This is a genomic window from Janthinobacterium sp. 1L-D-8-B-C4, from assembly GCF_057291295.1.
In genome coordinates this window covers 1-24,649 of record NZ_JBXAVX010000005.1, presented here as the reverse complement: position 1 = coordinate 24,649, position 24,649 = coordinate 1, and the positions used below count along the sequence as shown (strand labels likewise).

Below are 24,649 nucleotides of genomic sequence, written 5' to 3'. Positions count from 1 at the left end.
GACGCTCCCATCAGCGGTGTTTCGGTTTCAGGTAGCGCAGGCACAAGAGCGCGATGCCGATGCACAGCAGCGACACGACAAAGCTGGCGGCCAGCGCGCGCGGCAGCTTCAGGTGCTTCAGGCCCTGGTCGTAGGCGTAGTACAGGGCAGTAAAAGTGGAATTCATCGGCCCGCCCTGGGTCAGAACGTCGACTTCCTGATAGGCCTTCAGGGCGGCCAGCACCGACAATATCGTGCACAACATGATGGTCGGGCGCAGCATCGGCACGGTGATCTTCCAGAAGCGCTGCCAGCGGTTGGCGCCGTCGAGGATGGCCGCTTCCTGCATCTCCGACGGTATCGATTGCAGGGCAGCCAAATACATCACCATATACCAGCCCAGGCCGCGCCACAGCGTGACGAACATCACCGCAAACAGCGCCAGGCTGTCGTTGCTGAGCCAGCCAACCGGCGCGTTCACCAGCCTCAATGTCATCATCACGTAGTTGAGCGCGCCCTGTTCGTGGAACATGAAGCCCCACATGATGCCGACCACCGACACGGTGGTCACCACCGGCACGTAAAAGGCGGCGCGAAACAGGCGGATGCCGGGCAGGCGGTTGTTGACCAGCACCGCCAGCACCATCGCACCTACCTGCACGAAGGGCACCATCAGCAGGAACACCACGGAGTTTTGCAGGCCGGTGACGAACATCTCGTTGTTGAAGATGTAGCGGAAGTTGTCGAGACCGACAAAGCGCGTCTCGCGTATCAGGCTGTAGTCGGTAAACGCCAGCACCGAACCGTAGCCGACCGGCCAGAAGGAAAAGGCGGCCAGCAGCAGCAGGGCCGGCGCGAGAAACAGCCAGGCTTGCAAGGTGCGGCGGCCGGGTGCGCTCATCGCGGCTCCCCATGGCGCGGCAGGGTGGCCAGCTTGCGGTTCCAGATGGCGGCTGCCTGGTCCAGCGCCTGCCGTACATCCTGCTTGCCGGTGACGCCCGCTTCCACGGCTTTGACCAGCGAGCGGCGCAATTCGTCGTAGTCGTCGATGCCGGCCACGTACAGGGTGCGCGAGTGATGCATCGACAGGGCGCCGGCGGCCACGGCTTTTTCGGCCGCGCCTGCGTTGGCGGGCGTGGCCAGGAAAAACCGATCGCCCGCCGCTTTCACGGTGGTGGGAAACACGCTGGCCTGGCGTGCAAAGGCCAGCTGGTTGTCGTCATTGGTCAGGAAACGGGCGAACTTGCCGACTGCCGGCAGCAGGCGCGCCGGCACGCCTTTCGGGATGGCGAAGTGCACCAGCCAGCCGCCGTCGGCAATGCCGGTCGGGCCCAGGGGAGCGGGCGCCACGTCGGTGATGGCGTAGATGTCCTTGGCGTCGCCGCGGATGCGCTGCATGGCGGTCGGCGGCGCCAGCAGCATGCCCAGGCGGCCACCCTTGTAGGCGTCGATCACGGCCGGGAAATTGTCTTCGGCAAACAGGCTTTCCTTCAGCAGGCCGCCGACCTTGTAGGTGTCGGCCAGCTTTTGCACCAGCGCCACGTGCTGCGGCGAATTGAATACGGCGCGGTGGTTGGCAATCACCGCCAGGCCCTGCTGCAGGAACAGGCCGTCGATTTTCGACAGCGCCGGGGCCAGGCCGGCCTTGCCGGTCTTTTGCGCGATCTGGCGCGCAAAGGCCAGCTGTTCGTCGAGGCTGGCGGGGCCGCGCGTGAGCCCTGCCTGCCTGAAAATGGCGGTATTGAAGGCGATCACCGCCACATTGCTATACAGCGGGAAACCATAGGTATGCCCGCCAAAGCGCAGGTCAGCCAGGGCAGACGGCAAATAGCTGGCGCGCGCTTCTTTCAACAAACCATCGACGGGGATCAGCAGGCCATCGCGCGCATATTCGTCGGCCCAGGGCACGTTCAGGCTGACCAGTGCCGGCGGCGTGCCGGCCACGATGCGCGTGACCAGCTTGGTCTGGATCACGTCCCACGGAAAATCGATCCACTCGATCCTCACGCCCGGATTCTGCGCTTCATAACGCGCCACGGTCGCATTGAAATAGGGCGTGAAGCGGGGCTTCATGCCGAAGGTCCAGAATTCGAGGTTTTCCACGGCGTGGGCGTGCGGCAGCAGGGCCGCGCATGCCAGTGCCGCCAACAGTCTCTTGATCATTTTTATTATCCTGCCCACTGAAACCTGGCCCGGCTCTGCGTCCGGGTCCATGAAAGTAGTGCTTAGTTGGTCTTGGTAACCTTGCTCAAATGCCGTGGAGCATCCGGGTCCATGCCGCGCGCCGCCGCCAACTGGGCCGCCATCACGTAGAACGACTGGATCGCAACGATCGGGTCCAGGTCCGGCGTGGCGGCCACGGGCAGGGTCAGGTCGCGTTCCGCCACATCGTCGGGTGCCGCCAGCAGCACTTTCGCGCCGCGACCGCGCATGTCAAGCGCCAGCTGCAGCAGGCCGGCCTGGGTCGGTCCGCGGGTGGCGAAGATCAGCAGCGGATAGCCGTCCTCGATCAGCGCCATCGGGCCGTGCTTGATCTCGGCGCCGCTGAACGCTTCGGCCTGCAGGGCCGAGGTTTCCTTGAATTTCAGTGCCGATTCCAGCGCCACCGGGAAGCTGATGCCGCGTCCGACCACCATGATGTTGCGGGCAGGCGCCAGCACGTCGACCGCTGGCGACCAGTCGACGCGGGTGGCGCCCAGCAGCGCTTCGGGCAGCGCCTCCAGACCTGCCAGCAGTTCAGGATCGTTCTGCCACTGCGCCACCATGCGCGCGCCGGCCACCAGGCTGGTGATGAAGCTCTTGGTGGCGGCCACGCTTTTTTCCTTGCCTGCCCGTAGCGGCATCGCCCATTCGGCGGCGTGCGCCAGCGGCGAGTCGATATCGTTGACCAGCGCCACGGTGGTGGCGCCGCCGTCGCGGAAGTACTTGATCGGTTCGACCACGTCCGGGCTCTGGCCCGATTGCGAGATCGAGATGGCCAGCGTGTCGCGCGTTTTCAGGGGCGACTTGTTGAGGGTCACCAGCGACATCGGCAGCGAGGCCACCACGCGGCCCAGGCGCGCCATGATCAGGTAGGCCACGTAGTTGCAGGCGTGGTCCGAGCTGCCGCGCGCAATCGTCAGCGCGGTGGAGAACTGCGTGCTCCTCAATTTGCGGCCCAGTTCCGCGTAGCGCTCGCCGTCGCTGGCCAGTTGCAGGGCGACGCATTCGGCGGCGGAAACGGCTTCTTCAAGCATCATTGAGGTCACAGAGTTCTCCTTCTATATATACAGCTTTGAGGTTGAGATCGCGGTCGAGCACGACCAGATCGGCGTAAGTGCCGGGGGCCAGCCGGCCGCGTTCTTGCAGGCCCAGGTAATCGGCGGCATTGGTCGAGACGCGGCGCGAGGCGTCGGCCAGGTCCAGCCCCAGCCCCACCAGGTTGCGCAGCGCCTGGTCGAGGGTCAATGTGCTGCCCGCCAGGGTGCCGTCGGGCAGGCGCACGCCGCCCATGCACTTTTGCACCACGTGGCGGCCCAGCATGTATTCGCCGTCCGGCATGCCGGTGGCGGAGGTCGAATCGGTCACGCAATACAGGTGCGGAATCGCGCGCAGCGCCGTCTTGATGGCGCCCGGATGCACGTGCAGCAGGTCGGGTATCAGTTCGGCGTACTGCGCATGGGCCAGGGCGGCACCGACCATGCCCGGCTCGCGGTGGTGCAGGCCGCTCATGGCGTTGAACAGGTGGGTGAAGCCCGAGGCGCCGTGTTCGAGCGCGGCGACGCCGTCTTCATACGATCCCAGCGTATGGCCGATCTGCACGCGCACGCCACGGTCCGCCAATTGGCGCACCAGGTCCAGGTGGCCGGCGATTTCCGGCGCCACCGTGATCACGCGCAGCTGCGCCAGGGTTTCCAGCCGTTCGATTTCAGCCAGGGTGGCGGCGCGCGCGTAGTTCGGTTGCGCGCCGAGCTTGCCCGAATTGATGTAAGGGCCTTCCAGGTGGGCGCCCAGCACGCGCGCCGCATTGGGCCGGCGGTTTTTTGCCGCCGCGCCGATGGCGGTGAGCGCCATGTCGATGTCTTCGGGCGGCGCCGTCATGGTGGTGGCCAGCAGGCTGGTGGTGCCGTGGCGCGCATGGATCGCGGCAATCGCGTGCACTGCCTCGCCGCCTTCCATGATGTCGTGGCCACCGCCGCCATGCACGTGCAGGTCGATAAAGCCGGGCAGGATATAGTCGTCGCCGTTCTGTGACGGGTGGCCCGAGGCACCTGTGACGCCGGTCACGCGTTCGCCGAATGCGATCGCGCCGTGGACCCAGCCGGCAGGGGTAAGGATATTGCCTTGGATAGTAGTACTGCTCATCTGCGTGACTCCGCTACGAATTCATAATAATCACTGCGGCAATAAGAGTGGGTCAGTTCCACCGCCGCGCCGTTGTCGAGATAACTGACACGGGTGATGTGCAGCATGGCCTCACCCTCCTTGATTTGCGCCAGCCTGGCCTGTTCCGCGCTGGCATTGACGGCGCGGATATGCTGCAGCGCGCGCATCGGGATCGCGCCGCGCGCTTCCAGGTAGCCGTACAGGCTGTCGTTTACCTGCTGCGGATCGGGCATGTACTGCAGCGGGATGGTGGTCGTTTCGATCGCCATCACCACGTCGTCGGCCGTGCGCAAACGGCGCAGGCGCGCCACCGGCATATGCGGCGACAGCCCCAGCGACAGCAGTTCCAGCGGCGCGGCCGTGCCGATATCGCGCTGCAGCCAGCGCGAGCCGGCCGTGAAGCCGCGCTGGCGCAGTTCTTCCGAAAAGCTGGTCAGGCGCGACAGCGGCTGCTCCAGCTTGGGCGTGATATAGGTGCCCGAGCCGCGCTTCCTGGTCAGCATGCCGCGCTCGCACAGCATGTCGATCGCCTTGCGCGCCGTCACGCGCGACACGGCCACCATGTCCGACAGTACCCGTTCCGAGGGCAGCGCCTGGTTGGCGCGCCATTCGCCGCCGGCGATGCCGTCCGACAGCATGTTGGCCAGCTGCAGATACAGCGGCGTATCGCTGTCGGGTTCGGGCTTGAAGGCCGCCAGGGAGCTCATCATGATGGCTGGCCGGCCAGGCGCTGGCGTATCAGGCGCAGGGCGCCCGCCGCCGAATCGCCCTGCGCCGGCACGACTTTTTGCAGCAGGGTGTCTGGCAGCCAGGCGCGCAGAGGCGCGGCCAGGCCGCCGCACAGCGCCACCGGCAAGCTGCCGTGCGGATCAAGCGCGCTGGCGATCAGCGCGACCTGCCGGCCCGCCTCCATCAGCAAGCCATGCGCCACCGCGTCGCTGGCGGCGTGTGCCAGCACCACCCGCGCCAGTTGCGCATAAGTTGTTTGCGTGGCGGCCGCCAGCCAGGCCTGCATGGCGTCGCGGTGGCCGCCGCAGGCGTCGACGATGGCCTTGGAAAAGTCGCTGGCGGGTACGCGGCCGTCGACGGCCTGCTGCGCATGGTTGACCGCGCGCATGCCGATCCAGGCACCGCCCGCTTCGTCGCCGGAGGGAAAGCCCCAGCCGCCCACTTCGCGGCGGCTGCCATCGGCATGCAGCACTTCGCCCACGCTGCCGGTGCCGATCGCCACGATGGCGCCCGCCTGGCCGCCATGGGCGCCCAGCAGGGTGGTCAGGGCGTCGGACTCCAGCGCCACGTGGGCATAGCCGGGATTGTGTTCGACAAAGCTGGCGGCCCACTGTCTGTTGTGCACGCCTGCCAGCCCCAGGCCGATGGCCAGGTGCTGCAAAGGCGGTTGCGCCAGGCCTGCCGCGTCAAACGCCAGGCTGGCGGCCTGCGCCACCGAGCTCCAGGCGTGTTCGATGCCGTGCCCGAGGCCGGACGGGCCGGCGTGCCCTTGTGCCAGTTCCTGCCCGTCGGGCCGCGCCAGGCGTACCCGGGTGCCGCTGCCGCCGCCGTCGACGCCAATTATGTATTCGATCATGTGTGGTCCGGCCATGGTGGATGGTGCCTGCCCTTGTTGTTTTGTGGGCGGCGAAAAAGCTGAAAGCACTATAGGGTTGGCGCGGGATGCTGTCAACAGGTATTTAAGTGGTATTGTATTCTGCGTTTCCGGTTTTCGCTTTGGTTGCGTTAAGTTATTGTTTATTAAAGGTTTATACTGTGGTTAAAAATGGTATTGATGTGGACTTGTTCAAGTCCACTTTTCACCGCGCAAACTCGATGGCAGTGCGCCAGGCGCAAATACCTGCTTGGCACGGCGGGCCGTCCGGAGTACAGTCCGCCTTTTACATCTGAAGCTGGAAGAGCACATGAACGACAAGGCAGCAAAAAGCGACTATTGGGATGACTGGCAGCAAGCGGCGCTGGCCGCCGGCGTCTCAAAGCCCCTGGCGGCGCTGGGCATGGAAATGATGCGCACGCATCGCAAGAACCGCTGGCCCAAGGATTTCCTGGGCCGCGAAAGCGATGGCGAGGTGATGATCGCGATGTGCCTGGAAGACGAGGCGGAAACGGAATTGTTCTTTATCGAAAACCTGTATCCCTACGATACGGCGCTGATCGAAAAGACCAAGCGCCGCCTCTGCCTGCACTGATCAAACCGGCCGCCTCGCGCGGCCGCTTATTTATACGGCGATTTCCACGGCGCGGTGTCATAATGCCCGAGGCATCCCCGCCCACGTACGGAGCACACCATGAGCAAGGCACAAGACAGCAAGAAGGAAGCCAAGAAGGAACCGGCAAAGACCATGAAGGAAAAGAAAGAAGCAAAGAAGGTCAAGAAAGAAGAGCGCAAGCACTAGGCATGCGCGCGCACCGCTTGCTCCCCGCCTGGCGGCCGCTGGCCGTGCTGGCGGCGCTGCTGCCGGTCATGGTGGCGCAGGCGCAACCCAAGCCGCCGCCATCGACCTTCGGCCAGGTGGTGGGCAATGCCGTGCTCTGCCTCGACCAGATCGACAACAAATCGTTTTATTCGTATCTGCTGACGGCCTTCGGCCCGGCCTACAAGCATGAGGGCGGCGCCTACTGGTTCCGCACCGACGCCGTGCTGTGGGGGGCGCCGGTGACGGACGTGATCGTCAGCGACGACACCAGTCCACTGGTCTTCATGGGCGTGGTGGCCGATAGCACGCCGGAAAAACTCGAGCCGGCCATCCGCGCCGCGTCCGGCCTGCGCTTCGACAAACTCGATTATTCCGCCTATCCTGTCCGTGGCTCGGTGCCAGGCAGTAAAATCGTCTACTTTCGCACCAAGGCCAAAGTCTATTGCGCCAAGTACAAGCCATTGCCGCCGGCGCAAACCCGCTGAACATGGCAATGTGCAATCGTTTTGGCGCATTTTGATCGTCCCACCGCAGGGTCTCCATGTACACGCAATATTTCCAGCTCAAGCAATCGCCGTTTTCGATCGCCCCCGATCCCCGCTACCTGTTCATGAGCGAGCGCCACCGCGAAGCGCTGGCCCACCTGCTGTATGGCGTGGGCAGCGGCGGCGGGTTTGTGTTGCTGACGGGCGAAATCGGCGCCGGCAAGACTACCGTCTGCCGCTGCTTCATGGAGCAGATTCCCGACAATTGCCAGCTGGCCTATATCTTCAATCCCAAGCTGTCGGTCGAGGAATTGCTGCTGTCGATCTGCGAAGAATTCCGCATCGCGCCGCCGGCGGGCAGCACCAGCGTCAAGGGCTATGTCGACGCCATCAATGCGCACTTGCTGGCCAGCCACGCGCAGGGCAAGAACAATGTGCTGATCATCGACGAAGCGCAGAACCTGTCGGCCGAGGTGCTGGAACAGTTGCGCCTGCTGACCAACCTGGAAACGAGCGAGCGCAAGCTGCTGCAGATCATCCTGATCGGCCAACCCGAACTGCGCGCCATGCTGGCCAGGGCCGAACTGGAGCAGCTGGCGCAGCGCGTGATTGCGCGCTATCACCTGGGTTCGCTGTCGGCGCCGGAGACGGCCAGCTATATCCACCATCGCCTGGCGGTGGCCGGCAGCACTGCGCGTGCGCCGTTCGGGCCGCGCCTGATGGCGCAGATACACAAGCTCAGCCACGGCGTGCCGCGCCGCATCAACCTGCTGTGCGACCGTGCGCTGCTGGGCGCCTATGTTGAAAACCAGCCGCAAGTGACGCGCCAGATCCTGCGCCGCGCGGCGGCCGAAGTGTTTGCCGAGGCGGGCAGCGCCGCACCGGCCGCAGCAAACGGCTTGCGCTGGCCGCAGCTGGCTGGCGGCGTGCTGGCCGGCGCCGTGATCACGGGCGCGCTGGCCTGGCATTTCATGCCGGTCAAGCAAACTGCCGCGCCGGTGGTGGCTGTCAGCAAACCTGCGCCCGCTGCATCTGTGCCGGCCCCGGTTCCGGTCCCGGCTACCGTCGTACTGGACCGCGATGCCGTGCTGCGCCAGCTGGCCGCGCTGTGGGGCGAACACTTGCCTGCCGGCGACGCTTGCCAGGCGGCTGCCCGCACCGGCCTGCGCTGCCTGCAAAGCCGTGGCGGCGTGGCCGAATTGCGCGTGCTCGACCGTCCCGCCATGCTGGTCTTGCGCGGCAAAGACGGTGCCGGTGAGCAGCTGGCGCTGCTGGCCAAAGTGCAGGGCGAAACGGCCAGCGTGCAGATCGATGGCAAGCCGGCCATCATGGCGGTGGCTGAGCTGGCGCAGCGCAGCGATGGCGATTTCGTCACCTTCTGGCGCGCGCCGCGCAACTGGCGCGATGAAGTGCCGGCGGGGGCGCGTGGCCCGGACGTGGACTGGCTGGCGGCGCGTCTGGCGCAGTTGCATGGCTTGCCTGCGCCTGCCGCCAACCTGCCGCTGGACACGGACATGCAGCGTTTGCTGCGCGAGTTCCAGCACAGCCAGAACCTGAAGGCCGATGGCCTGGCGGGACCGAAAACCTTCATGCGCCTGATGCAGCTGGGCGACAACACGGAGCCGCGCCTGTCGGGCGCGCCTCCAGCGGTGGCCCTGCCTGCCGTGGCCACCGTGGCGGGGAAATAATGTCGTATATTCTTGAAGCACTGAAAAAATCGCAAGCCGAACGCCAGCTCGGTGCATTGCCGTCCATCCATGCGCCGCAAGTGCAGCTGCAGCCGGCGCCCGATACAAGCGGCAAGCGGCGGTTGCCGCTGTGGCTGGGACTGGGCGCCGCCTGCGCGGTGGCTGCCGCCTGGTGGTGGTGGCCGGCGACGACAAACGTTGCGCCGGCGCCGGTTGCTGCAGTGGCGCCGGTTGCTGCGGCCCCGGCCCCGGTCCCGGTCATTGCGCCCTTGCCGGTGCCAGCGGTCGTCAAGACAGTGCCGCCGCCGGTGGTCAAGACCGTCACGCCACCCGCCGCGCCGGCCCCGGCCCCGGTCCCGGTCCCGGTAACGTTGCCATCCGAAGAAGTCATTCCCGGCTTGCGCGACCTGCCCGAACCGATACAGCGGCAGATTGCGCCGATTGTGCTGGGCGGCTATATCTATTCGAAGGATCCGGCCGATCGCCTGCTGCTGATCGACAAGGTACTGCGCCACGAGGGCGAGGAAGTGGCGCCGGGACTGGTGCTGGAAAAACTCCAGCCGAAGGCGGCCATCTTCAGCTTCAAGGGCTACCGTTACCGCGTGCCGTACTGAGCGATTGCCTGGTTGCCCATGGCATGGCCGGTATAATGCGGCGATCTCACGGAAGGAACAACACGATGGACCATGCGACAACCGCGTTCGCGCCTGCCCACCCGGTACTGGGCGTGGTGGGCCGTTCCGGCAGCGGCAAGACCACTTTGCTGGAATATGTGGTGCAGGAAATGGCGGCGCGCGGCTTGCGCGTGAACCTGATCAAGCACAGCCATCATGACCTGGCGCTGGAGCCGCCACAAAAGGACAGCGCCCGCCTGCGCATGGCCGGCGCGGCCGAAGTGCTGGTGGCCTCGCCGTATCGTTTTGCCATCGTGCATGAGCTGCGCGGCGCGCCCGAACCGACCTTGTCGCAGCAACTGGCCCGCATGGGTCCTGCCGACCTGACCCTGGTGGAGGGTTTCAAGACCGACCCCATCGCCAAGCTGGAAGTGTTTCGCCACGAAGTAGGGCAAGCGCCTCTGTTCCCGCACGACGTGACCGTGATCGCCGTGGCCTCGGACGCGCCGGCGCCGCCCGACCTGCGCGACGGCGTCGCCTGGCTGGACTTGAATGATCGCGCAGGCGTGCTAAGCTGGTTGCTGCAGCGGCTGGAAAAATAGCGCTAAAGTATTTCGCCGGCTGGCCGTTAATCCTGGTAGACCTTTAATGGATGGAGAGACTTATGGACGTCGGAAGCATCGCACAACTGTCAACCACGATGGCCGAGACCGGCACCCGTCAAGCCGTGGGCATGGCCGTCCTGAAGAAAGCCCAGGACATCCAAAGCTCGACCGCGACTGCCCTGATCGAGGCCTTGCCGCCGGTGCCGGCCGCGCCGAGCCTGCCTTCGCACCTGGGCAACCGCATCAATACGACGGCCTGATTCCTGACAGGCATGGCCTGTTCACGCCGCCGCCGTTCTGGCGGCGGCGTTTGTCTGCATGCAGGGTCTTCCCTTCTTTTTCTGCGACAGCGTAAAATCGGATACCGCTTATTTTACGAAAGACTTCCATGAACAAACGTCACGCCCTCGTTGCCGCCGCCCTGGCCGGTCTCTGCGCCAGTTCCGTTGCCAGTGCCGCCGCCCACGATGCGCCGGCCGCCGGCGACAAGGAAAAATGCTATGGCGTGGCCAAGGCAGGGCAGAATGACTGCGCCTCGTCCGACGGCGCCCACTCGTGCGCTGGCCAGGCCGTCAGCGACAATCTGCCGACCGAATGGGCTTATGTTGCCAAAGGCACGTGCGAGCAGGCGGGCGGCACCTTGAAGCCTGTCAAGTTGGCAAAAAAAGCCGCGCCGCCGGTCAAGCCGCAGTCATAATCCCGAAGTCATGACGCATCCCGTCCATGCGTTGGCCGGCGTGGGCGTCGGCCTGCGTGCCGCGCATTACCGCGATTTTCTTGACGGCCGGCCACGCGTGGACTGGCTGGAAGTGCATACCGAAAATTACCTCGCTTGCGCGGGCCGCGACTGGCATGTGCTGCAGACCCTGCGCCAGGATTACGCGCTGAGCCTGCACGGCGTGGGCCTTGGCCTGGGGTCGGCGCACGGTTTTTCCGAATCGCACCTGGAACGGGTGCGGCGGCTGGCCGAACGCATCGAACCGGCGCTGGTGTCCGAACATCTGTGCTGGGGTGCGGTGGCGGGGCGGCAACTGAACGATCTGCTGCCGCTGACACTGGACCGGGCAGCGCTGGATCTGCTGTGCGCCAGGGTAGGGCGGGTGCAAGATGCCTTGCGCCGGCCGATTCTGCTGGAAAATGTGTCGACCAGCCTGCGTTTTCACGCGGACGCCATGAGCGAAGCGCAGTTCCTGACCGAGCTGGCGCGCCGCAGCGGCTGCGGCCTGCTGCTCGATATCAATAACCTGTATGTCAACCAATGCAACCACGGCGAAGACGCGCTGGCTGCCTTGCTGGACATTCCCGTCGGTATCGTTGGCGAAATGCACCTGGGCGGCCACCTGGTGACGCCGCGCGCGGTGATCGACCACCACGGCGCCACCGTGGCCGAACCCGTATGGGCCTTGTACGACGCGGCCGTGCAGCGCTTTGGACGGATGCCGACCCTGGTCGAATGGGACACCGACCTGCCGGAGCTTTCCATTTTACTGGCAGAGGCCGACCGGGCGCGCGCCATGCAGCAGCGCCATCATGAAGCTGCGCCATGGCGCGGCGCTGTCTGCACTGTGATGGCGTCGCCGCCAGGCCGGCAACTGGCGCGTACCCAACAACTATTTGCCGACGCGCTGGTCGATATGAAGCAGGCGGCCGGCGCTGTGAATCTGTTTCGGGGCCCGCTGGCCGAGGAACGCCTGGGCTTGTATCGGGGCAATATGAGCGCCACCTGGCGCCGCGTGCTGGGCCAGGTGTATCCGGTGCTGCTGGCGCTGGTGGGCGAGGAGTTTTTTGCCGGACTGGCGCGCGAATATGGCCGGTGCCAGCCTTCGCAGGATGCCGACCTGAACCGGTTCGGCGACGGCTTTGCCGCTTTCCTGGCTGATTTCCCGCCTGCCGCATCACTGCCTTACCTGCCCGACATGGCGCGCCTGGAATGGGAGCTGCACCTGGCCCATTACGCGCCGGACGCGCCAGGGTTGCCGTTTGACGCGCTGGCCTGCCTGGCGCCGGAACAGCTGGAAGCCTGCCGCTTTGCCGTGCATCCGGCTTGCGCGCTGATCCGTTCCGATTGGCAGGTGGTGGCGCTATGGCAGGCGCATCAGCAAGAAAATGGCGCATTCCCGCAGCAGATGGCTGTTGCCAGCCATGCGCTCGTGTGCCGGCCGCAGTGGCAGGCGCAAGTGCTGGCGCAAGATGCAGCCGCGCATGCGGCGCTATTGTTGCTGATGCAAGGGGAAAGTTTTGGCGCAGCGCTCGATGCCGCCTTCGGGATCGATGCGGATTTCTACCTCGGCGGGCAATTGCGCCTGTGGCTGGAGCATGCCGTGCTGACAGCAGTGCTCGCTCCTGAACAGTGCTATTGAAAGGCGCGCAGGATACGCGCTTCGCCGGTCTGGTCGCGGCATGCCGTATTGGCCGCCAGCGTCGCTTCCATCATGCGCGCCAGTTGTTCGTCTTCGAAGTGCGCCAGTTCGGCGGTGGCCGCCACCAGCGCCACTTCCAGCTTGGCGCGCGCACCCTGGTACAAGGTGCTGGTGTATTTGTCGGTGGTGCGCAGCAGGTCTTCCGCGTTTTCTATGACCTGGCGCAAGTCGGCGATCAATCGCTGCTGGCTGCGCGTGTCGTGCTCGGTATTGTCCATGTCTGTCCTTTCCGCTTGTTGATGAATATATGGCAATAATATAAACATAGGCAAACCAGCCGGGCAGGTTTTGATCTGGCACAGGAACGCGCTACAGCAGCCTCAGGCGGGTGCCACCACGGTAATGCGGATATCGGCCACGCTGACCACCTGGCCGGCGCGGATCTTGGCAGTCTTGCGCAATTCCTTCTTGCCGTCGACCTTGACCACGCCGCTGTCGACCATGACCTTGCCTGCGCCGCCGCTGTCGCACAAGCCGACCAGCTTGAGCAGCTGGTTCAGCTCGACGAACTCGGATGTCAAATCAAAGCTTACTTTTTGCATTCTATCCTCAATCGCAATAATGTGTTTTCAACACTGTGCAGCCCGGTAGCCGGGCCAAACAGCTAGTTTACATGGTTGCAACCAGACATGCGGAAGTGGCCTTAACTTTTGTTCGGACGCGTCATGTCCAGCGGTACAATCCACTCCGAAAATTGCTCTTCGGTCACGAAACCGAGGCCCAATGCCGCTTCTTTCAAAGTAGTGCCTTCGTGCTGCGCCTGTTTGGCGATCTGCGCCGCGCGGTCATAGCCGATATGCGGCGCCAGCGCCGTCACCAGCATCAGCGAGCGCTCCATCAGTTCGGCGATACGCTCGCGATTCGGTTCGATGCCATGCGCGCAATGCTCGTCAAAGCTGCGCATGCCGTCACCCAGCAGGCGCGCGCTTTGCAGGAAATTGTGCGCGATCAGTGGCTTGAACACGTTCAGCTCGAAATTGCCCGAGGCGCCACCGACCGTGATGGCGACGTCGTTGCCGAACACCTGGCAGCACAGCATGGTCAGCGCTTCGCACTGGGTCGGATTGACCTTGCCCGGCATGATGGAGCTGCCCGGTTCGTTTTCGGGTATCGTGATTTCACCGAGGCCCGAGCGGGGGCCGGAGGCCATCCAGCGCACGTCGTTGGCGATCTTCATCAGCGCGGTGGCCAGGGTTTTCAGCGCGCCATGGGCGGCCACCAGCGCATCGTGGGCGGCCAGGGCGGCGAACTTGTTGCTGGCGCTGGCAAACGGCTGGTGCGTCAGGCGCGCCAGCTCGGCGGCGATGCGGTCGGCAAATTCAACGTGGGCGTTCAAGCCCGTACCCACGGCCGTGCCGCCGGCGGCCAGTTGCAGCAGTGGCGGCAGCGAAGCCTCGATGATGTGCTCGGCAAATTCCAGCTGGGCCGCGTAGCCCGAGAATTCCTGGCCCAGGGTCAATGGCGTGGCGTCCTGCAAATGGGTGCGGCCGATCTTGACGATGTCGGCAAAAGCGTTGGACTTCGCCTCCAGGGTGGCGCGCAGCTGGCGCAGCGGCGGCAATACCGTGTTGGCGACGGCCAGCGCGGCGGCCACATGGATGGCGGTGGGGAAGATATCGTTCGAGGACTGGCCCAGGTTGACGTCGTCGTTCGGGTGCAGCAGGCGCTCGGCGCCGCGCAGGCCGCCCATCAGTTCCGAGCCTCGGTTGGCCAGTACTTCGTTCATGTTCATATTGCTTTGCGTGCCGGAGCCGGTCTGCCAGACGGCCAGTGGAAACTCGGTCGCATGCTTGCCGGCCAGTACCTCGTCGGCCGCCTGGGTAATGGCGACGGCCTTGTCGCCACCGAGCAAACCGAGGCCCAGGTTGACGTGGGCGGCTGCGCGCTTGACGGTGGCCAGCGCGGCGATCAGTTCGGGCGGCATCTTTTCCGTGGAAATATGGAAGTGCTCGAGCGAGCGCTGGGTCTGCGCTCCCCACAATTGACCGGCGGGTACGTCGATCGGGCCGAAACTGTCGCGTTCGATTCTGCTGCTCATGGCATTCCTTTCATGGCTGGGGATGGATCGAGTGTACTCCAGGCGTCAAAAACGCACCGCGCGCCCGCTTGTGCCTATATTTTTTCAATTTCCTGCCGTTAACAAGTTACGTTACCCTTTGTTCCAGTTGTCAAAGCGATCATTTCATGCCGAGCATAGTCTTTTCCCGCTGGACCGCCATCCTGTGCGCCACCGCCTGCCTGGCCATGCCGGCCGCGTTTGCGGCCGAGCTGGGTGAAATCAGCGTGCAATCGCACGTGGGCCAGCCCTTGTCGGCCGATATCGAATTGACGGCGCTGGCGCCCGACGAGTTGCAGGGCTTGCCGGTGCGCCTGGCGTCGAATAATGTCTACGAAGGCGGCGGCATCAGCATGGACGCCGCCTTGCAAACCCTGGCCATCAGCCAGGTGGAGCGCGATGGCCGGCGCTTTGTCCACCTCAGTACGCGGCAAGCGATCAATGCCGGCCATGTACATGTGTATTTAATGCTGGGCAATGGCAGCCGTGGCATTGTGCGGCTGGCCACTGTCTGGCTGACGCCGGCGCCGCCCGTGCCAGCGCCTGTCCCCGTGCCAGCGCCCGCACCCAAGGTGGTGCCGCAAGCCGCCGCGCCGGTCATTGTGTCCAAACCTGTCGCGGTACCGGACGCTGCCGCCCTGGCGGCGCGCGCCCGCGCCGAGGGCATGCTGCGCCCGCCGGTCGTATTTGTTGCGCCACCGGTGGCGCCGAAGCCGGCATTCGTGCCTGCCGCGCCGCCGCCGTTGCGCCGCGTGCCGCTGCCGGTGGCCGCCTGCGCGCCGCAAGCGGCGGGTGAGCCGGCCGCAGCGTGCGTGGCGCTGGATCGGCAAAACACGGCCTTGAATGAGAAGATTGGTGTGCTCGAAGGCAAGGTTTCGGCGCTGCAGCAGGCGCTGGCCGCGCCTGTTGCTGCCGCTCCCGCTGCGCCAGCCGCTGCAGTCGCGCCGCATGTCAAGGCGAAGGCCGCGGCGGCGGAAAAGAAAGCCGGCGGCAATGGCCTGTGGTGGCTGGGGCTGGGGACTTTACTGTTCTTGCTGGCGACGGCCGTCATCGTGTATATCGTTCGCAAGCGCAAGGGCCGTGCGGAGGCAGGCGCCAGGCCGCCATCGAAATACTGGGTCTTGCTGCGCAAGCCGTTTCGCCGCAAGCCGGCGCCGGTGGTGCCGCCTGGCGATACGGTGACTGAGCGCGACGAGCCGGCATTGGCGTCGGAACCCGAGCCTTTCTCGCGCTAACGCGGCGGGCCGCCTGCTGTGGACGTAAAAAAAGCGCCCGCAGGCGCCGTCGACTTCTGACCAGATGTTTTATCGGTGCGCGCGTGGCGCCGGCATGGTCCTGGATAACTGCGCCATCCATGGTTCGGTGATATTGCAGATGGCGCGGTCATTGGCCAGGATCTGCTTGATCAGGTCGAACTTGCGCGCGCGCGGGGATCCGGACAGGGCAGGCACGGCGCCGACCAGGGTGGCGCTGGCTGCGCTGGCGCATTGATTTTCCAGCGCGCTCAAGCGATCCCAGTCTTCCGAACGTGCGGCCGCGACCATCTGATTGGTCAAAGTGGCAATATTTTCATACATCGAAAGCACATCGTTGGAGTTCATGAGCACACCTGTATTTTTATCAATGGTTTTACGCTTGTCTAGATTAACGGCGGCCTGAGCCAGAACTTGAGGCTTTTTTTGAAAATAATTCAAAATAATTTTCAACTTTTCTCAAACTGCCCGCAAACCCGCATGAATACTGGCGAGCGTCTAAAATGGCGGCATCTTTGACGGAAGCGCCACCATGACCGATACTCCACACGACCCCCTGCATGCCATTACCCGCCGCACCCTGGACCATTACGACGCCAGCGCGGAGCAGTTCTTCGAAGGCACGCGCGAGCATGACGTGCGCCAGAACATGACCGCGCTGCTGAACGCCATCGGCAGTGCGGCGCCGTTCGAGATTCTCGACCTGGGCTGCGGTCCCGGGCGCGACCTGAAGGCATTTACGGAGCTGGGCCACCATGCCACCGGCGTCGATGGTTCCGCCCGCTTTGTCGAGATGGCGCACGCGTATAGCGGCTGCACCGTCTGGCAGCAGGATTTTCTCGACCTGGACTTGCCCGCCGACCGTTTTGACGGCGTGTTTGCCAACGCCGTGCTGTTCCACGTGCCCAGCAGCGCCTTGCCCGGCGTGCTGCGCGCCCTGCATGGCTGTCTGAAACCGGGCGGCGTGCTGTTCAGTTCAAATCCGCGCGGGAACAACCAGGAAGGCTGGAATGGCGCGCGCTATGGTAGCTATTACGACCTCGACACCTGGACGGATCACGTGCAGGCGGCCGGCTTCGTCCTGCTCGACCATTATTACCGGCCGCCGGGCCTGCCGCGTGAGCAGCAGCCGTGGCTGGCCACCGTCTGGCGCAAGGATAGTGAAAGATAGCAATATTTTCCCATGTGTTAGGAACCGTACATAGTTTTTGACACCTCAGGCGTAGTATGGACTCATCGACACGCAGCAAGCAAAACGCAGCGTGTGAGCCGCAGTACCGGCCCTGGGCCGGACAACAGATGGACCAACTACAGTGAGGATTTATCATGAACAAAGATCAAGTCGAAGGCAAACTGAAAGAAGTCGGCGGTAAAATCCAGGAAACGGCTGGCAAAGCCGTTGGCAGCGAAGAACAGCAAGCCAAGGGCCTGGCTAACCAGGTCGAAGGCAAAGTGCAGAAGAAAGTTGGCGACGTGAAAGATGCGGTTGAAACCGTGACGCGCAAGCCATAATCGCTCGCACCAAGTAAAAAACCGCCGCCGGTCGCAAGACCGGCGGCGGTTTTTCATTGGGCAGGCGCTTTTATTTCGCGTCGTCCACTTTCAGGTTCTTCTTGAAGAAAGCGGCGATCTTCGCGTACACATGGCGCTGGCCGGCGCGCGACGAGATGCCGTGCTTGGCGCCCGGATACGTCATCAGGTCGAACTGCACGCCACGGTTGACCAGTGCGTCGATCAGACGCGTGCTGTTCGAAAACAGCACATTATCGTCGGCCATGCCGTGCACCAGCAGCAGCGGCGAGCTCAAACCGTCCAGATGCGCAAACACGGTGCTGTCCTTGTAGCCTTCCACGTTTTCCTTCGGCATGCCGAGGAATTGTTCGGTGTAGTGGGTGTCGTACAGCGACCAGTCGGTTACCGGCGCAACCGAGACGCCGGCGGCGATCTTGTCGGATGCTGCCGACAGCAAACGCAAGCTCATGAAGCCGCCATAGCTCCAGCCGAATACGCCGATGCGCCTGGCGTCGACAAAGCTTTGCTGGCCCAGCCAGGCGATGCCGGCCAGTTGGTCGGCCACTTCGGCCTTGCCCAGGTTATGGTAGATTGCATCGGTAAATGCGCGCTCGCGGCGCGAGGAGCCTCGGTTATCCAGGCGGAACACTACAAAGCCCTGCTGCGCCATGTACTGGTCGAAGTTGTTGCCCCAGCGGCGAGCCACGTGCTGCGAGTGCGGGCCGCCATAGGTCGACAGGAATACCGGATAACGCTTCGATGCATCGAAGTTCGACGGCTTCACCAGCGAGTAATAGAGCAGTTGACCATCTTCGGACTTGATGCTGCCGTATTCGGTCGGCAAATGATCAGCCTTGTACTTGCCATACGGGTGGCTGGCGTTCAGGGCGTTTTCTTCCAGCCATCCCACCATTGCGCCGTCGGGGCGGCGGATGCTCACTTGCGGCGGCGTGGCCGGATCGGAATACGTGTCGACAAACACCGCGCCATTGCGTGCGAACGTGGTGTCGTGCCAGCCGTCCGCTTTCGTCACGCGCTGCGGCTTGTCGGCGGTGCTGCCGTCGAGCGCCAGCGCGTAGGTCTGCTTGTCGATCACCGCGTCGCGGTTCGAGGCCACATACACCTTGCCGGCTTTTTCATTCACCGCCAGCACGCTGTCGATGCCCCATTCACCCGAGGTGACCGGATGCAGCAGCTTGCCGCTCATGTCATACAGATACAGGTGGTTGCGGCCGCTGCGCTCGGATGACCACAAAAACGATTTGCCATCGGCCAGGAAGCGCAGGTCGTCATGGATGCTGACCCAGGTCTTCGCCGTTTCCGTCAGCACCGTGCGCTGCGCCAGCGTGGCGGCATCGACCGAGACCAGGTCCAAGGTCTTCTGGTCGCGCGACTGGCGCTGGTACAGCAGCGCTTTGCCATCAAAGCTCCAGTCGGCGCGCACCAGGTAGATGTCGGGATTGCTGCCCAGGTCGACCTGGCGCTGCACGCCGGTTTCCGGCGAGACGATTTTGAGCTGCACCAGCACGTTGGCGTCGCCGGCGGCAGGGTAGCGCTGTTCCACCACGTCGGTGCGGTCGGCGAAGATCTCGAAGCGGCGCACCACCGGCACCGGCGCTTCATCGTAGCGTTTGTAGGCGATCGCACTGTCGTCCGGCGCCCAGTAGTAGCCGGTGCGCTGGCCCATTTCTTCCTGCGCCACGAATTCGGCTTCGCCGTTGTGGATGGTGTCCTTGCCGTCGCTGGTCAGCTGGCGTTCCTGGCCGGTTTTCAGGTCGATCACATACAGGTTCTGTTCGCGCACAAAGGAGAGATAGCGGCCCTTGGGCGAAATCTTCGGGTCGAGCACATTGCCCTTGGCGACCAGGCGCGCCTTGTCCGGATGGGCCGCGTCGACCAGGTACAGATTGCCGGCCAGCGGTACCAGCAGCTGCTTGCCGTCCGGCGACCAGCTGTAACTGAGGATGCCGTTCAGGCTGGCCGTGCGTTCGCGTTCGCGGCGCGCCTGTTCGGCCGGCGAGATGGTTTCATTGGGCACCAGCGCCTTGGAGTCGACCAGGCGGTGCGTGCTCTTGTCTTTCAGCTTGAATTCCCACAGGTCGAGCTGGAACTGGTTGTCGGCGCGTCCGCGCAGGAACGTGACGCGCTCGCCGTCGGGCGATACCTTCAGGTTGCGCACGCCGGGGCCGGCCAGCGCCGGGTCGGCGTGGATGCGCTCGAGCGTCAGCTTTTCAGCCGCAGCGGGAACGCTGGCCATGGCGGCCAGAAAACAGAGAATAAAACGCATGGATGTCTCGGTGATGTGAAAGAGGTCAAGGTAATTCTTGACGGCAAACAATACCAGAGCGCGGCGTGCAATGCGATAGGGAAGGCCACGGAATACGCCGCCGATTGCACGCTTTCCTTCGGCATATCCTGTGAATATTCCGTGTTTTATACGGCGCCTTGCAGCCTTTGCAGCGACAGCCGGTTCAGGTACCAGGTCAGCAGCACGGCCGCCACCGTCAGCCCCGTGACCAGGCCGATCCAGAAGCCGGCGGCAGCCATCGGCGCGCTTGGTGACCAGATGAAGCCTTGCGGCGCCAGGCCCAGCACATAACCGATCGGCAGCGAAAAGCCCCAGAAAGCCAGCAGCTGGATCAGCATCGGCTGGCGCGTGACCTTGTAGCCGCGAATCGCGCACGAGGTGGCAACCTGGGTCGCGTCGGACAGTTGAAACAGGGCGGCAAACAGCAGCAGCTGCGCGCACAGCGCCTGCACTTGCGGGTCCGACGTATAGGCCTGCGCGATCTGGTGGCGAAACAGCGTGATGCAGGCGGCCGAGACGATGGCCGCCGTCAGCGACATGGCCACGCCGACCCAGGAAATGAAGCGCGCGCGGCGCAGGTTTGCTTCGCCCACGGCGTGGCCGACGCGCGTGACGAGCGCGATACCGAAGGTCAAAGGCACCATGAACACGACGGACGAAAAATTGAGGGCGATCTGATGCGCCGATACCTGCACCACGCCAAAGCGCGCCACCAGCAGGCTGATCACGCCAAACGCGCTGACCTCGGCGAAATAGGTCACGCCGATCGGCAGGCCCAGGCGCAGCATGGGACCGATGGCCGACGCTTGCGGCCACTCCCAGTGGGTGAACGGATAAGTGGCGCGGTAGGCCGGCGCGAACCGGATCCAGGCCAGCATCGCCAGCAGCATCATCCACACGCAACAGGTGGTGGCCACCGCGCAGCCGATGCCGCCCAGCTTCGGCATGCCCCAGTGGCCGTAGATCAGCAGGTAGTTGACGAAGATATTGAGCGCCAGCGCTGCCAGCGCGATCACCATTACCGGCTTGGTCTGGTTGATGCTGGTGCTGTAGCCATACAGCGCGCGGTAGGCGGCAAACGCCGGCAGCGCGCAGCTGATGATGTGCACGAACAGCTTGGCCTTGCCCGCCACATACGGTTCGAGCATCAGGTGGTCGAACACCAGCGCCGCCATATTGGTCAGCAGGCACGCCACCAGGCCGACCGCCAGCGCCTTCCATAGCGACTGGCGCACGATATGCGGCACCTGGTGGTGGCGCGCGGCGCCAATTTCATGCGCCACCAGGGTATTGGTCGCCATCATGATGCCGCTCACGGTGACCAGCACGATCGACCAGATGGCCGCGCCCAGGGAAACCGCCGCCAGCTCGTCGGGCGTGGTGTGGCCCGTCATCGCGACGTCGGCCGCGCCCATGCCGACCGTGGCCAGTTGGCCGATCAGGATCGGCCAGGCCAGTTTCCAGAGGGAGGAAACTTCCTGGCGGATAGCGGGAACGGTAAACGAAGTAGTGTGGGGCATGGGGTAAAAGCAGGTGCTGGCTGAGTCGAACCTGCGATTCTACTGATAATCCTAGCGCTTGTCCGGCCGCCTTGTCTTGCCGTCTATTTCCTTTGGTAACAATTGATGGTGTTTTTCGCATATTTTGTTACACCGTTTTTTCGCCGGACGGCTACACTTCCGGATAGTCGCATTGACAACCACTGGAGACCCCCCATGAACCGCCCGCTTACCCACGCCCTGATGTGCGCAGCCGCCTTTTTCACCCATGCAGCTGCCAGTGCCGGCGAACTGACCCTGTTCGAAGACGATAACTTCCGCGGCCGCGCCGTGACCGTGCGCGACACCACCGATGACCTGTCGCGCGTCGGTTTCAACGACAAGGCATCGAGCATCATGGTGCGTTCGGGCACGTGGGATGTGTGTACGGATTCCGGCTTTCGCGGCAGCTGCAAGACGCTGACACCGGGCGAATATCGTTCCATGCCGGGCATGAACGACGCCATTTCGTCGGTGCGCGAGGTGGGCCGCAATGATAGACGCAACGATGGCCGCAATGATAGCCGCAATGACTGGCGCAACGATGACCGCAACGATGGACGCAATGAGTGGCGCGACGACGGTCGTCACCAGCAGTATGGCCAGCAGCAGCGCAGTGCGGTTCTGCTGTTCCCCGATGCGAACCTGCGCGGCGAACCCGTGGCGATCGACCGTAACACGGAAGACCTGGTACGCTATAACTTCAATGACCGCGCCGGCTCCATCGTTGTCAACGAAGGGCAGTGGGAAGTGTGCAGCGATTCGAACTTCCGCGGCCGCTGCGAAGTGATCGGGCCGGGACAATACGCGCGCCTGAACGCGCTCGATAACAAGATTTCGTCGCTGCGCCGCGTGCGCTGATCGTTTTCGCCGCGCTCTCGTGCAAAGCCGCCTGCCAGGCGGCTTTTTTCATGTCCAGTCGTGCGCTGACATTTGCTTGCCATTTGTTACACTCGCCGCCGCTGCGCCAGACTACACTGGTGCTCATGCAATCAATGGAGCCTGTCATGTCAACATCGATCAAATCAAAAACAATCTACGCGCTGTTGTGCGCCACCACCATCTTTGCCCACGCCGCCGCCAGCGCGGGCGAGATGACCCTGTTCCAGGACGATAATTTCCGTGGCCGCTCGGTCAGCGTGCGCTCCGACGTCAGGGATTTGTCGCGCCTCGACTTCAACGACAAGACTTCGAGCATCTTGGTGCGCTCGGGTACCTGGGAAGTATGCAAGGACGCGGACTTCCGCAACAGCTGCCGCACGCTGCAGCCGGGCCGCTACGCCAGCATGCAAGGCATGAACGATTCCATCTCCTCGGCGCGCGAAGTGCGCCGTGGCGACAATGGTCCGGGCCGTCCCGAGCCGGGGCGCCCCGGCCACGGCGGTGGCGGTCGCCCTGACAACAACGGCGCCGTGCTGTTGTTCCCGGACGCCGGCATGCGCGGCCAGCCGGTACGCCTGGACAATGAAGTCAATGACCTGAACCGCTACCGCTTCAATGACCGCGCCCAGTCCATCGTCATCAACTACGGCCGCTGGGAATTCTGCGCCGACGCCAACTTCCGCGGCCGCTGTGTGGTGATGGGGCCGGGCCAGTACGCCCGCATCGACGGCAGCCTGGACCGCAAACTTTCCTCGATCCGCCGCGCACGTTAACAATCCTTGACTTGGCGCTGAAGCGGGCATGCAGACGTACTGCATGCCCGGTTCAATTCGTGTAATCTTTCCTGACGATTCAACCACGGGGAGCATGCACGGTGGACTACAAGGACTACTACAAGGAACTCGGGGTCGACAAGTCGGCCAGCGAGGCCGACATCAAGAAGGCGTACCGCAAGCTGGTGCGCAAATACCATCCCGACGTCAGCAAGGAAGTCGATGCCGACCAGCGCACCAAGGCCCTGAACGAAGCCTATGGCGTGCTGGGCGACGCCGAGAAGCGCGCCGCTTATGACGACCTTGGCCGCCAGGGCGCCCAAGGCGGCGCGGCTGGCGGCGGTTTCCGGCCACCGCCCGACTGGGGCGCGGGCTTCGAATCATCAAGCACTGACGACAACGATTTTTTTGCCGACCTGTTCGCCCACGTGGGCGGACGGCGCCGCGCCAACAGCAACTTCCAGATGCAGGGCGACGACAGCCATGCGGCCATCACCATCGCCCTGCGCGACAGCTACCACGGCGCCACGCGCACCATCGTCATGCGCGTGCCCGAAGCCGATGCGCAGGGCCGTGTTGTCACGCGCGAGCGCACGCTGGAAGTGACGATCCCGAAAGGCGTGACGGAGGGCCAGCAGCTGCGCATGAAGGGCCAGGGCAATCCCGGCAGCGGCGGCGCGCCGGCCGGCGACCTGTACCTGGAAATCCGTTTTGAAACCGACGCGCGCTACAAGGTGGAAGGGCGCGACGTGTTCGAAACCGTGCCGGTCACGCCATGGGAAGCTGCGCTCGGTGGCGCGATCGACGTGCCCACGCCCTCGGGCACGGTGTCGGTGACGGTGCCGCCCGATTCGCAAACGGGGCGCAAGCTGCGCCTGAAAGGGCGCGGCATTCCCGCCGCCCAGCCAGGCGATTTGTATCTGCTGCTGGAAGTGGTGCTGCCGCCCGCGCACGACGCAAAAGCGCGTGCACTGTATGAAACCATGGCGCGCGAGATGGCCTTCAATCCGCGCCAGAAGCTGGGAGCATGATCATGACAAACCGCATGGCAAACCTCGCGACCACCAATGTGATCGGCGTACTGCTGGAAGACACGGCCCTGAGCCTGGAAGAACTGGCGCGCGCCTGCGCCGTAGAACCCGACTGGGTGGTGCAGCGCGTGCAGACCGGCGTGCTGCTGCATGGCGGTCCGCCGCCGGTACAGGCCACCGGCTGGCGCTTTACCAGCGCCGACCTGGTGCGCGCGCGCCGCCTGCGCGAGATCGAAGCCGTGTTCGACGCGAACGCCGACCTGGCGGCGCTGGTGGTCGATCTGTCGGAAGAAGTGGCGCGCCTGCGGCGGCGCCTGCACGTGCTGGGCGTGGAGTGACTATTCGTATTCGGCGTGCCGCTGTACGGTGATGCGCGCGATATAAAACTGGCCGTCGATCACCACGCGGTGCGGGATGCCGGCGATATCGAAGCCGGGCCCGCCGTCTTCCATCCATTCCTGCGCCACGCTGTCGAACTGCTGCGGCGTCATGCGCAGCATCGGCGCCGTGATGACAAAGCGCGCGCCTGGTTTTTGCTTGTTGACGAAATCGTCGAGGGTGGACATGGTTTTCCTTGCTGTTGAACGTTGAGCCCGCGAGAGGCTGGGGTCGGACCCTCAGGGTGTATAGCCGGGACACATAGGTAACACTTGTCGGGAGACATGGGTAACACCTTTTATGATGATTGCACCGCCACCAACTGGAGCGTGCAAT

The 24,649-nt window shown here is 64.1% G+C and carries 28 protein-coding genes; 15 read left to right on the top strand and 13 right to left on the bottom strand.

Annotated elements, in window-relative coordinates; translation table 11 throughout:
• Positions 1–10: 10 nt before the first annotated feature.
• The 6 genes from AC0Z42_RS10670 to AC0Z42_RS10645 form a co-directional block, all read right to left on the bottom strand.
• Entirely contained in the window at positions 11–880 is an 870-nt protein-coding gene (locus tag AC0Z42_RS10670; protein ID WP_485468201.1) for a carbohydrate ABC transporter permease, read from the bottom strand.
• Positions 877–2,142, bottom strand: a complete 1,266-nt coding sequence (locus tag AC0Z42_RS10665; protein ID WP_485468200.1) for an ABC transporter substrate-binding protein — start codon at positions 2,140–2,142, stop codon at positions 877–879. Before AC0Z42_RS10665 ends, AC0Z42_RS10670 begins: the two co-directional genes overlap by 4 nt.
• A gap of 62 nt (positions 2,143–2,204) precedes the next feature.
• Positions 2,205–3,218 (bottom strand): SIS domain-containing protein, encoded by a 1,014-nt coding sequence (locus tag AC0Z42_RS10660; RefSeq protein ID WP_485468199.1) that lies wholly within the window; start codon positions 3,216–3,218, stop codon positions 2,205–2,207.
• Complete coding sequence (gene nagA, locus AC0Z42_RS10655; RefSeq protein ID WP_485468198.1) at positions 3,208–4,323, bottom strand: N-acetylglucosamine-6-phosphate deacetylase; 1,116 nt, start codon at positions 4,321–4,323, stop codon at positions 3,208–3,210. The genes AC0Z42_RS10660 and nagA overlap by 11 nt, the downstream gene beginning before the upstream one ends.
• Complete coding sequence (locus AC0Z42_RS10650; protein ID WP_485468197.1) at positions 4,320–5,054, bottom strand: GntR family transcriptional regulator; 735 nt, start codon at positions 5,052–5,054, stop codon at positions 4,320–4,322. The genes nagA and AC0Z42_RS10650 overlap by 4 nt, the downstream gene beginning before the upstream one ends.
• Positions 5,051–5,929: a glucosamine kinase nucleotide-binding domain-containing protein gene (locus tag AC0Z42_RS10645; RefSeq protein ID WP_485468196.1), complete on the bottom strand. Its 879-nt coding sequence runs from the start codon at positions 5,927–5,929 to the stop codon at positions 5,051–5,053. Before AC0Z42_RS10645 ends, AC0Z42_RS10650 begins: the two co-directional genes overlap by 4 nt.
• Before the next feature lie 328 nt (positions 5,930–6,257).
• Here AC0Z42_RS10645 and AC0Z42_RS10640 point away from each other — a divergent pair, with 328 nt between their 5' ends.
• From AC0Z42_RS10640 to bufB, 8 genes are all read left to right on the top strand, one after another.
• A complete protein-coding gene (locus AC0Z42_RS10640) occupies positions 6,258–6,542 on the top strand; it encodes a hypothetical protein (RefSeq protein ID WP_485468195.1) in 285 nt (94 codons plus the stop codon).
• A gap of 209 nt (positions 6,543–6,751) precedes the next feature.
• Positions 6,752–7,255, top strand: a complete 504-nt coding sequence (locus AC0Z42_RS10635; RefSeq protein ID WP_485468194.1) for a hypothetical protein — start codon at positions 6,752–6,754, stop codon at positions 7,253–7,255.
• A 56-nt stretch (positions 7,256–7,311) separates the two neighbouring features.
• On the top strand, positions 7,312–8,943 hold the full coding sequence (locus tag AC0Z42_RS10630; RefSeq protein ID WP_485468193.1) for an ExeA family protein: 1,632 nt from the start codon (positions 7,312–7,314) through the stop codon (positions 8,941–8,943).
• Positions 8,943–9,557: a general secretion pathway protein GspB gene (locus tag AC0Z42_RS10625; RefSeq protein WP_485468192.1), complete on the top strand. Its 615-nt coding sequence runs from the start codon at positions 8,943–8,945 to the stop codon at positions 9,555–9,557. The genes AC0Z42_RS10630 and AC0Z42_RS10625 overlap by 1 nt, the downstream gene beginning before the upstream one ends.
• A 65-nt stretch (positions 9,558–9,622) precedes the next feature.
• The gene (gene mobB, locus AC0Z42_RS10620) at positions 9,623–10,159 is read left to right on the top strand and encodes a molybdopterin-guanine dinucleotide biosynthesis protein B (protein WP_485468191.1); all 537 of its coding nucleotides are present in this window, start codon (positions 9,623–9,625) and stop codon (positions 10,157–10,159) included.
• A gap of 62 nt (positions 10,160–10,221) precedes the next feature.
• A complete protein-coding gene (locus AC0Z42_RS10615) occupies positions 10,222–10,422 on the top strand; it encodes a YjfB family protein (protein ID WP_436546813.1) in 201 nt (66 codons plus the stop codon).
• A 128-nt stretch (positions 10,423–10,550) separates the two neighbouring features.
• Positions 10,551–10,859, top strand: a complete 309-nt coding sequence (locus tag AC0Z42_RS10610; RefSeq protein WP_485468190.1) for a BufA1 family periplasmic bufferin-type metallophore — start codon at positions 10,551–10,553, stop codon at positions 10,857–10,859.
• Between the two features lie 10 nt (positions 10,860–10,869).
• Positions 10,870–12,522: an MNIO family bufferin maturase gene (gene bufB, locus AC0Z42_RS10605; protein WP_485468189.1), complete on the top strand. Its 1,653-nt coding sequence runs from the start codon at positions 10,870–10,872 to the stop codon at positions 12,520–12,522.
• Here the strand turns inward: bufB and AC0Z42_RS10600 are convergent.
• From AC0Z42_RS10600 to fumC, 3 genes are all read right to left on the bottom strand, one after another.
• On the bottom strand, positions 12,516–12,800 hold the full coding sequence (locus AC0Z42_RS10600) for a hypothetical protein (protein WP_485468188.1): 285 nt from the start codon (positions 12,798–12,800) through the stop codon (positions 12,516–12,518). The genes bufB and AC0Z42_RS10600 overlap by 7 nt on opposite strands.
• A 102-nt stretch (positions 12,801–12,902) precedes the next feature.
• Complete coding sequence (locus AC0Z42_RS10595) at positions 12,903–13,124, bottom strand: RNA-binding S4 domain-containing protein (protein WP_065308061.1); 222 nt, start codon at positions 13,122–13,124, stop codon at positions 12,903–12,905.
• 101 nt (positions 13,125–13,225) lie between these two features.
• A complete protein-coding gene (fumC, locus tag AC0Z42_RS10590) occupies positions 13,226–14,620 on the bottom strand; it encodes a class II fumarate hydratase (RefSeq protein WP_485468187.1) in 1,395 nt (464 codons plus the stop codon).
• A 146-nt stretch (positions 14,621–14,766) separates the two neighbouring features.
• Here fumC and AC0Z42_RS10585 point away from each other — a divergent pair, with 146 nt between their 5' ends.
• Complete coding sequence (locus tag AC0Z42_RS10585) at positions 14,767–15,873, top strand: type IV pilus assembly protein FimV (protein ID WP_485468186.1); 1,107 nt, start codon at positions 14,767–14,769, stop codon at positions 15,871–15,873.
• 69 nt (positions 15,874–15,942) lie between these two features.
• On the opposite strand, the gene AC0Z42_RS10580 is transcribed toward AC0Z42_RS10585, so the two are convergent.
• Positions 15,943–16,344: a flagellar protein FliT gene (locus AC0Z42_RS10580; RefSeq protein ID WP_485468185.1), complete on the bottom strand. Its 402-nt coding sequence runs from the start codon at positions 16,342–16,344 to the stop codon at positions 15,943–15,945.
• Between the two features lie 79 nt (positions 16,345–16,423).
• On the opposite strand from AC0Z42_RS10580, the gene AC0Z42_RS10575 reads away from it, so the two are divergent.
• Positions 16,424–17,062: a methyltransferase domain-containing protein gene (locus AC0Z42_RS10575; RefSeq protein WP_485468184.1), complete on the top strand. Its 639-nt coding sequence runs from the start codon at positions 16,424–16,426 to the stop codon at positions 17,060–17,062.
• Between the two features lie 155 nt (positions 17,063–17,217).
• Complete coding sequence (locus AC0Z42_RS10570) at positions 17,218–17,403, top strand: CsbD family protein (protein ID WP_485468183.1); 186 nt, start codon at positions 17,218–17,220, stop codon at positions 17,401–17,403.
• Positions 17,404–17,473: 70 nt separating this feature from the next.
• Here AC0Z42_RS10570 and AC0Z42_RS10565 read toward each other — a convergent pair whose 3' ends face one another.
• Both AC0Z42_RS10565 and AC0Z42_RS10560 read right to left on the bottom strand, forming a co-directional pair.
• Entirely contained in the window at positions 17,474–19,690 is a 2,217-nt protein-coding gene (locus AC0Z42_RS10565) for a S9 family peptidase (RefSeq protein WP_485468182.1), read from the bottom strand.
• Between the two features lie 146 nt (positions 19,691–19,836).
• On the bottom strand, positions 19,837–21,231 hold the full coding sequence (locus AC0Z42_RS10560) for an MATE family efflux transporter (RefSeq protein ID WP_485468181.1): 1,395 nt from the start codon (positions 21,229–21,231) through the stop codon (positions 19,837–19,839).
• Between the two features lie 195 nt (positions 21,232–21,426).
• Between AC0Z42_RS10560 and AC0Z42_RS10555 the strand changes: the two genes are divergently transcribed.
• The 4 genes from AC0Z42_RS10555 to AC0Z42_RS10540 all read left to right on the top strand — a co-directional run bounded on the left by AC0Z42_RS10555 (position 21,427) and on the right by AC0Z42_RS10540 (position 24,273).
• Positions 21,427–22,110, top strand: a complete 684-nt coding sequence (locus AC0Z42_RS10555; RefSeq protein ID WP_485468180.1) for a beta/gamma crystallin-related protein — start codon at positions 21,427–21,429, stop codon at positions 22,108–22,110.
• Positions 22,111–22,256: 146 nt separating this feature from the next.
• A complete protein-coding gene (locus AC0Z42_RS10550) occupies positions 22,257–22,904 on the top strand; it encodes a beta/gamma crystallin-related protein (protein ID WP_485468179.1) in 648 nt (215 codons plus the stop codon).
• Positions 22,905–23,005: 101 nt separating this feature from the next.
• The gene (locus tag AC0Z42_RS10545) at positions 23,006–23,935 is read left to right on the top strand and encodes a DnaJ C-terminal domain-containing protein (RefSeq protein ID WP_485468178.1); all 930 of its coding nucleotides are present in this window, start codon (positions 23,006–23,008) and stop codon (positions 23,933–23,935) included.
• A gap of 14 nt (positions 23,936–23,949) precedes the next feature.
• The gene (locus AC0Z42_RS10540) at positions 23,950–24,273 is read left to right on the top strand and encodes a chaperone modulator CbpM (protein ID WP_485468177.1); all 324 of its coding nucleotides are present in this window, start codon (positions 23,950–23,952) and stop codon (positions 24,271–24,273) included.
• On the opposite strand, the gene AC0Z42_RS10535 is transcribed toward AC0Z42_RS10540, so the two are convergent.
• Positions 24,274–24,501, bottom strand: coding sequence for a hypothetical protein (locus AC0Z42_RS10535; RefSeq protein ID WP_485468176.1), 228 nt, complete (start codon positions 24,499–24,501; stop codon positions 24,274–24,276).
• Positions 24,502–24,649 lie beyond the last annotated feature (148 nt).

What these genes read in the sequence shown, in the direction of transcription:
- AC0Z42_RS10640 (WP_485468195.1), top strand. Translation starts at nt 6,258, where the DNA reads ATGAACGACAAGGCAGCAAAAAGCGACTATTGGGATGACTGGCAGCAA.
- AC0Z42_RS10645 (WP_485468196.1), bottom strand. Translation starts at nt 5,929, where the DNA reads ATGATCGAATACATAATTGGCGTCGACGGCGGCGGCAGCGGCACCCGG.
- AC0Z42_RS10615 (WP_436546813.1), top strand. Translation starts at nt 10,222, where the DNA reads ATGGACGTCGGAAGCATCGCACAACTGTCAACCACGATGGCCGAGACC.
- AC0Z42_RS10550 (WP_485468179.1), top strand. Translation starts at nt 22,257, where the DNA reads ATGTCAACATCGATCAAATCAAAAACAATCTACGCGCTGTTGTGCGCC.
- AC0Z42_RS10670 (WP_485468201.1), bottom strand. Translation starts at nt 880, where the DNA reads ATGAGCGCACCCGGCCGCCGCACCTTGCAAGCCTGGCTGTTTCTCGCG.
- AC0Z42_RS10540 (WP_485468177.1), top strand. Translation starts at nt 23,950, where the DNA reads ATGGCAAACCTCGCGACCACCAATGTGATCGGCGTACTGCTGGAAGAC.
- bufB (WP_485468189.1), top strand. Translation starts at nt 10,870, where the DNA reads ATGACGCATCCCGTCCATGCGTTGGCCGGCGTGGGCGTCGGCCTGCGT.
- AC0Z42_RS10660 (WP_485468199.1), bottom strand. Translation starts at nt 3,218, where the DNA reads ATGATGCTTGAAGAAGCCGTTTCCGCCGCCGAATGCGTCGCCCTGCAA.
- AC0Z42_RS10535 (WP_485468176.1), bottom strand. Translation starts at nt 24,501, where the DNA reads ATGTCCACCCTCGACGATTTCGTCAACAAGCAAAAACCAGGCGCGCGC.
- mobB (WP_485468191.1), top strand. Translation starts at nt 9,623, where the DNA reads ATGGACCATGCGACAACCGCGTTCGCGCCTGCCCACCCGGTACTGGGC.
- AC0Z42_RS10585 (WP_485468186.1), top strand. Translation starts at nt 14,767, where the DNA reads ATGCCGAGCATAGTCTTTTCCCGCTGGACCGCCATCCTGTGCGCCACC.
- nagA (WP_485468198.1), bottom strand. Translation starts at nt 4,323, where the DNA reads ATGAGCAGTACTACTATCCAAGGCAATATCCTTACCCCTGCCGGCTGG.
- AC0Z42_RS10665 (WP_485468200.1), bottom strand. Translation starts at nt 2,142, where the DNA reads ATGATCAAGAGACTGTTGGCGGCACTGGCATGCGCGGCCCTGCTGCCG.
- AC0Z42_RS10575 (WP_485468184.1), top strand. Translation starts at nt 16,424, where the DNA reads ATGACCGATACTCCACACGACCCCCTGCATGCCATTACCCGCCGCACC.
- AC0Z42_RS10565 (WP_485468182.1), bottom strand. Translation starts at nt 19,690, where the DNA reads ATGCGTTTTATTCTCTGTTTTCTGGCCGCCATGGCCAGCGTTCCCGCT.
- AC0Z42_RS10635 (WP_485468194.1), top strand. Translation starts at nt 6,752, where the DNA reads ATGCGCGCGCACCGCTTGCTCCCCGCCTGGCGGCCGCTGGCCGTGCTG.
- AC0Z42_RS10570 (WP_485468183.1), top strand. Translation starts at nt 17,218, where the DNA reads ATGAACAAAGATCAAGTCGAAGGCAAACTGAAAGAAGTCGGCGGTAAA.
- AC0Z42_RS10555 (WP_485468180.1), top strand. Translation starts at nt 21,427, where the DNA reads ATGAACCGCCCGCTTACCCACGCCCTGATGTGCGCAGCCGCCTTTTTC.
- AC0Z42_RS10630 (WP_485468193.1), top strand. Translation starts at nt 7,312, where the DNA reads ATGTACACGCAATATTTCCAGCTCAAGCAATCGCCGTTTTCGATCGCC.
- AC0Z42_RS10560 (WP_485468181.1), bottom strand. Translation starts at nt 21,231, where the DNA reads ATGCCCCACACTACTTCGTTTACCGTTCCCGCTATCCGCCAGGAAGTT.
- AC0Z42_RS10650 (WP_485468197.1), bottom strand. Translation starts at nt 5,054, where the DNA reads ATGATGAGCTCCCTGGCGGCCTTCAAGCCCGAACCCGACAGCGATACG.
- fumC (WP_485468187.1), bottom strand. Translation starts at nt 14,620, where the DNA reads ATGAGCAGCAGAATCGAACGCGACAGTTTCGGCCCGATCGACGTACCC.
- AC0Z42_RS10625 (WP_485468192.1), top strand. Translation starts at nt 8,943, where the DNA reads ATGTCGTATATTCTTGAAGCACTGAAAAAATCGCAAGCCGAACGCCAG.
- AC0Z42_RS10610 (WP_485468190.1), top strand. Translation starts at nt 10,551, where the DNA reads ATGAACAAACGTCACGCCCTCGTTGCCGCCGCCCTGGCCGGTCTCTGC.
- AC0Z42_RS10600 (WP_485468188.1), bottom strand. Translation starts at nt 12,800, where the DNA reads ATGGACAATACCGAGCACGACACGCGCAGCCAGCAGCGATTGATCGCC.
- AC0Z42_RS10595 (WP_065308061.1), bottom strand. Translation starts at nt 13,124, where the DNA reads ATGCAAAAAGTAAGCTTTGATTTGACATCCGAGTTCGTCGAGCTGAAC.